Genomic DNA, 6019 nt, shown 5'->3' with positions numbered 1-6019 from the left:
CTCCACCCTCGAACGCGGAATCCGCCGAGACGACGACCTCGCCAATGCCTACCGCGACTGGCTCACCGCCGCTTGACAGCCCATAGGAGCATCAACCGGCCCCCGATCCGCTCCCGGACCGCATCGACCGGCAGCGGCAGCGAGGCCATGCCGCCACGGCCCGCCAGCGCACCCACCGCACGGGAACGCAACGCGACCACCCGCGCCCCGTCCTCCAGACTCAGACCGCCCGCCACCACGGCGGCCGCGATCTCCCCCTGGGAGTGGCCGACCACCGCGTCCGGGACGACCCCGAACGAGCGCCACACCTCCGCGAGCGACACCATCACCGCCCACAACACGGGCTGCACCACGTCGACCCGCGCCAACAGCTCCTCCGAGCCCAGCGCCTCCGTCAACGACCAGTCGACGTACGGTGTCAGCGCCCGCTCACACTCCGCCATCCGCGCCGCGAACACCTCGGATGCGCCCAGCAGCTCCATGGCCATCCCCACCCACTGCGAACCCTGGCCCGGGAACACCAGCGCCACCCGGCCGGACACCAGCCCACCGCCGGCCGCCGCGGCGCCCCGCGCCAGCGCGGTCACGCCGTCGAGCAGGTCGCTCCGGTCCGTGCCCACCAGCACCGCGCGGTGTCCGAAGGACGTGCGGCCCACCGTCAGCGAGTAGCCGATGTCCGCCGCGTCGAGGCCGGGTTCCGCCGCCACCCGCGCGGCCAGTGCCGCCGCCTGCGCGCGCAGCGCCTCCGGGGTGCGCGCCGACAGCGGCCACAGCACCGTCCCGGGACGCGGGGCATCCGCCGCCGCCTCGTCGGCCGGGGCCTGTTCGAGGATGACGTGGGCGTTGGTGCCGCTGATGCCGAACGAGGACACGCCGGCCCGGCGCGGGCGTCCTGTGTCGTCCCATTCCCGGGCCTCGGTCAGCAGCCGGCCGGCGCCCGCCGACCAGTCCACCTCGGGCGTGGGGCCGTCCACGTGCAGGGTCTTGGGCATCACACCGTGCCGCAGGGCGAGCACCGACTTGATCACCCCGCCCACGCCCGCCGCGGCCTGGGAGTGGCCGATGTTGGACTTCAGCGAGCCGATCCACACCGGCCGGTCGGCGGGCCGGCCCTGCCCATAGGTGGCCAGCAGCGCCTGCGCCTCGATCGGGTCGCCCAGCCGGGTGCCGGTGCCGTGCGCCTCCACCACGTCCACGTCCGCGGACGTCAGCCCCGCATCCGCCAGCGCCGCCCGGATCACCCGCTGCTGCGACGGGCCGTTCGGCGCCGTCAGACCGTTGCTCGCACCGTCCTGGTTCGTCGCCGAGCCGCGGATGACGGCCAGCACCGGGTGCCCGTTGCGCCGCGCGTCCGACAGCCGCTCCAGCAGCAGCATGCCCACTCCCTCGGCCAGGCCGAAGCCGTCGGCGGCCGCCGCGAACGCCTTGCAGCGGCCGTCCGGGGCGAGTCCGCCCTGCCGGCTGAACTCCACCAGCATGCCGACGGTGGACATCACGGTCGCGCCGCCGGCCAGCGCCAGCGAGCACTCGCCCGAGCGCAGCGCCCGGGCCGCCAGGTGCAAGGCGACCAGGGAGGACGAGCAGGCCGTGTCCACGGTGACAGCCGCCCCCTCCAGGCCGAGGGTGTAGGCCAGGCGGCCCGACGCGACGCTCCCGGTGTTGCCGGTCAGCAGGTGGCCGCCCTCGTCGGCGCCCTGTTCGAGGGAGGGGCCGTAGTCCATGGTCATCGCCCCGACGTAGACGCCCGTCGGGGTCCGCCGCAGGGTGGACGGGTCGATCCCGGCCCGCTCCAGTGCCTCCCAGGTGGTCTCCAGCAGCAGCCGCTGCTGCGGGTCCATCGCGAGCGCCTCGCGCGGCGAGATGCCGAAGAACTCGGCGTCGAAGTCGGCCGCGCCGGCGAGCGAGCCCGCCTCCCGCTGGTAGTACCGGCCCGGGGTGCCGGGCGCGGGGTCGTACCGTCCGACGGCGTCCCAGCCGCGATCGCCGGGCAGCGCGGAGACGGCGTCGGCGCCCATCGACACCAGTTCCCAGAGTTCGTCGGGGCTGCCGACCCCGCCGGGGTAGCGGCAGCCCATGCCGACGATCACCACGGGGTCGTCGTCCGCGGCCCGCCGCACCGGCGCGTCCGCGTCCGTGCGCCGCTCCGGCCGGTCGCCGCCGCCGATCCGGGCGTCGAGGTACGCGGCCAGGGCCGCCGGGGTCGGGCAGTCGAAGACGGCCGTCGCCGGGATGCGCAGCGCCGTCGCCGCGCTCAGCCGGTTGCGCAGCTCCACGGCGGTGACGGAGTCGAACCCAAGGTCGAGGAACGCCAGGTCGGCGGGGACCGGCTCGGACCGCCCGGTCAGTGCGGCGACCTCCTCGTCCACCAGCCGCACCAGGGCGGCGCGGCGCTCCGCCGCGTCCAGGCCGGCCAGCTCCGCGCGGAACGCGCTGCCGGTCCCGTCCGTGTTCGCGTCCGTGTCCGTGCCCGCCGGGGCGGGCGCCGCAAGCGCCGCCAGGACGGCGGCCGGCAGTTCCGGCAGCCGGGTGGGCCGCGCTTCCGGCCCCGGCCCCGGCTCCGGCTCCGGGGTGACGCCGTGCACGTACAGCTCGCCGAGCGAGGTCAGGAACCGGCTCGGACCGCCCTGGTCCCGGCGCAGCGTGCCGAGGACGGCGGCCTGCGCGCCGTGTTCCTCCGCGCAGTCGGTGAGGGCGGAGGTCAGCACGGGGTGCGGGCTGACCTCCAGCAGGACACCGTACCCGTCCCGCAGCAGGGCCCCGGCCGCCTGCTGGAACCTGACCGGGTTGCGCAGGTTGCGGCACCAGTAGTCGGCGTCCAGGACCGGGGCGTCAAGCCGTCCCCCGGTCAGGCCGGAGTAGTAGGGCAGGTGCGCCGTGCGGGGCCGGATCGGTGCGAGGTCGGCGCTCATCCGGGGGACGATCGCGTCGATGTGGGGGGAGTGGGCGGCCAGGCCCACCGCGACCCGCCGCGCGTGCACCCCGGCCGAGGCCAGGTCGGCGAGGAGTTCGGCCGCGGCGTCGCGGTCGCCGGAGACGATCACGGACCGCGGACCGTTGTGCGCGGCGACGACGAGGCGGCCGTCACAGCGGCGCAGCCGAGGTTCGACCTCGCCGGCCGGGGCCATCACGGAGACCATGTCGCCCTGCCCGGCCAGGGTCGCCTGGGCCTGGCTCCAGCGGGCGACCACCCGCGCGGAGTCGTCCAGGGAGAGCGCGCCGCTGACCGCGGCGGCGGTGACCTCGCCGACGCTGTGGCCGAGCACGGCGGCCGGTTCCACGCCGCGGGAGCGCCACAGCCCGGCGAGCGACACCGTCACGGCGAACAGCAGGGGCTGCACCACGTCGGCCCGGTCCCCGGCGGGCGCGCCCGGCGCGTCCGGGTCGCGGAGCACGTCGATCGGCGACCAGTCGAGGAACGGTTCCAGGGCCTGCGCGCAGGCGTCCATGCGGTCGCGGAACACCGCGGAGGCGTCCAGCAGGTCCACCGCCATCCGGGGCCACTGCGCGCCCTGGCCGGGGAACACGAAGGCGACCCGGCGGCCCGTCACCGCCGCGCCCTCCACCAGGCCGGACGTGCTCCTGCCGTCGGCGAGCGCGTCCAGCCGCCGCAGGAACCCGTCCCGGCCGTCGGCCACCAGTGCCGCCCGCCGGCTCCCCTCGGAGGCGGTGCGCGCGAGGGCGAGCGCGACGTCCCGGGGGCTCCAGTCGTCCCGACCGGCCAGGTACCCGTGCAGGCCACGGGCGCCGGCCGCCAGCGACTGCCTGCCGCTGCCGGCCAGTGTCCACAGCAGCGGTGCTTCCGTACCGTCGGGGTGCGTCATCGTGACTTCGGACTCCTTCACGGCGATCAGGACCATCAGTCGCCGGACCGTGGCGGAGTACCCGCTCCCACGGGTCGCGCGCCGACCGGGACGCCTTCGTCATGCCCGGCGTGTACCGCCACCGGACGTGCGCCGCCGATCTTGCCCAAGTCGCATAGCGTCCCGATAGCGCAGGCCGCGACACGGTGCGGGGGCGGGTCGCGGCACAGCGGGAGAGCCGCGCGCACCCCGTGGGCCGGGTCAGCCGTCCGTTCCGGCGGACCGCTGCGGGCCCGGAGTTCGCGCCTCCAGCTCCCGCCGGATCCCGTCCGGTGCCGCGATGAACTCCTCGACCTCCGCGGACTGCTGGACGGCGCCAGGCGCGCTCCTGAGGATCTCCTGGCCCGTACGCACGTCCACACACCGCCACCGGACGCGCCCCCGCCACGAGCGAGCGGCAGCACACCCGGAGGGTCGGGGCACAGCGACGCGCGGCAGGCCGGACGGACGAGCGGGCGGGGCGGCGGGGCACGACGGGAGGGCAGGCGGGCGGGGCGCAACCGGCGGGCGGGTGGGGCGGGGTGCGCGCCGGGTGGCGGGCGGCCCGGGGGGCGTGGGTGGGTGGATGGTGCGGTGACGCGCCGGGTGTTCACCCGCACGAGTGATTGTGACACTGTGCTTACGGATGAATACTCTGAGTATCCGGAGGGCTCGTGGGGCCCTCCCGGCACAAGGAGGGCCGTCATGGCCGCAGCCGAACCCACCGCCTCCCAGGTCCCGCAGATCACCGGCGCACTGCAGTCCACCGACACCGAGCAGCACCTCGCCGACATCGGCGGCAACGTCGGCGCCGTGTGGCGCGGCTGGGTGAACTGGAGCCCCGGAAACGGGACGTTCAACCTGCAGATCTCGTGGAACGTCATCGGGATCAACTCGACCGTCGTCATCACGGCCTCGGAGATCGACGCCAACGGCAACCGGTTCGTCGGCGCCGCGCCGTTCCAGGTCTCGAGCATCGCCCCCGGCAACGGCGTGGTCACCTTCAAGATCAACATCGGCTGGAACAGCCCCCTGCCGATGCGCACCGACATCCTCGTCTTCAACTGACCACACCCGCCCACCCGGCCACCACCCCTCACCCCGCCACCCGCGGACCACCCGCACCCGGCGGGGTGAACACTTTCCCCGGACACCGGACACCGGACACCAGCACCCACCCAACACCGGCACCGGACACAGGGGCCGGAGCACGGGGGTGCGGGCCTGGCCGGCCTGCCGCTGCCACGGCTCACGGACGGGCGCATCGGCCCGGCCGTGGACGTTTCCAACCGGCTTCGCCCGACGCCCCGATCAGCGATGAGCGCCTGTTCTGCCACGTCTACGGCCGCGGCCGAAGCGCGGACCGGTTCATCCCCGGCCGGCCGTACTCCTTCGTCGCCGCCCTGGAGTCCGGGCGTACCTCCTGGGCCGGGTTGCTGGACGCGGTCCGGCTGGGACCGGCTGACGACGCGACCGCCGTCACCGCGGCCCGACTGCGCGAGGTCGTCGACCGCATCATCGCGGCAGGGCATTGGCACCGGGGCGATCCGGACATCCTCATCGTGATGGACGCCGGCTACGACGTGACCCCGCCTGGCCCACGTGCTCGCGGACCTGCCGGTCGAGGTGATCGGCCGACTGCGTTCGGACCGGGTCATGCTCCGCGACCCGGGTGAGCCCCGCTCCGGCCCCAGGGGCGGGCGCCCGCGCCCACACGGCGGCGTCTTCACCTTCGCCAAGCCCGGCAGCCGACAGCCGGCACGAGCCCGAGACCACCACGACCACGGACACCACCCACTACGGAAAGGCGGAGGCCCGCGCGCGGGACCGGATGCATGTGACGTCGGGAAGACCGTCAAACGCGAACCCACGCTCGAAGCCCACCTCGCCGAAATCGCAGCGGCGGCTTAAAAAATCAAGCTCGGTCCCGACCGAGAGCCAGGCCACCGACAGCCCGCAGTTGATCGCGCCGCCCGTGCCCCACACCGTGCCGCAGGAAAGCTTCAGGGACGCGACGCCCGGTGGGTACCGCCGGACGGCCGGGGAGACGGGGCGAGGGCCCGTGCCGCGCGGTTGCGCGGCACGGGCCCTCGTGGGTCACTCCGGTGGTCCCTGTCCGGCCCCCGGGGTGTGGGGGAAGCCGACGGGTCGGCTTAGTACCAGTGGTGGGACTGCCAGAA

General features: G+C 75.1%; 3 protein-coding genes and 1 pseudogene. 2 read left to right on the top strand and 2 right to left on the bottom strand.

Features of this window, described 5'->3' with window-relative positions:
* Nucleotides 1–62: 62 nt before the first annotated feature.
* Complete coding sequence (locus ACIQ87_RS40075; RefSeq protein ID WP_402417180.1) at nucleotides 63–3821, bottom strand: acyltransferase domain-containing protein; 3759 nt, start codon at nucleotides 3819–3821, stop codon at nucleotides 63–65.
* Between the two features lie 240 nt (nucleotides 3822–4061).
* Entirely contained in the window at nucleotides 4062–4220 is a 159-nt protein-coding gene (locus ACIQ87_RS40070; RefSeq protein WP_402417178.1) for a hypothetical protein, read from the bottom strand.
* Nucleotides 4221–4544: 324 nt separating this feature from the next.
* Between ACIQ87_RS40070 and ACIQ87_RS40065 the strand changes: the two genes are divergently transcribed.
* Complete coding sequence (locus ACIQ87_RS40065) at nucleotides 4545–4907, top strand: hypothetical protein (RefSeq protein ID WP_402417176.1); 363 nt, start codon at nucleotides 4545–4547, stop codon at nucleotides 4905–4907.
* Between the two features lie 156 nt (nucleotides 4908–5063).
* A pseudogene (locus ACIQ87_RS40060) lies at nucleotides 5064–5676 on the top strand (transposase); the annotation flags it as partial.
* Nucleotides 5677–6019: the final 343 nt, after the last annotated feature.

The organism is Kitasatospora sp. NPDC096204, assembly GCF_044763205.1.
In the GTDB taxonomy this organism is placed as follows: domain Bacteria; phylum Actinomycetota; class Actinomycetes; order Streptomycetales; family Streptomycetaceae; genus Kitasatospora.
This window is presented reverse-complemented; position numbering and strand designations above follow the sequence as displayed.

Coding starts and splice junctions, on each gene's coding strand:
- ACIQ87_RS40075 (WP_402417180.1), bottom strand. CDS start 3,821: ATGACGCACCCCGACGGTACGGAAGCACCGCTGCTGTGGACACTGGCC.
- ACIQ87_RS40065 (WP_402417176.1), top strand. CDS start 4,545: ATGGCCGCAGCCGAACCCACCGCCTCCCAGGTCCCGCAGATCACCGGC.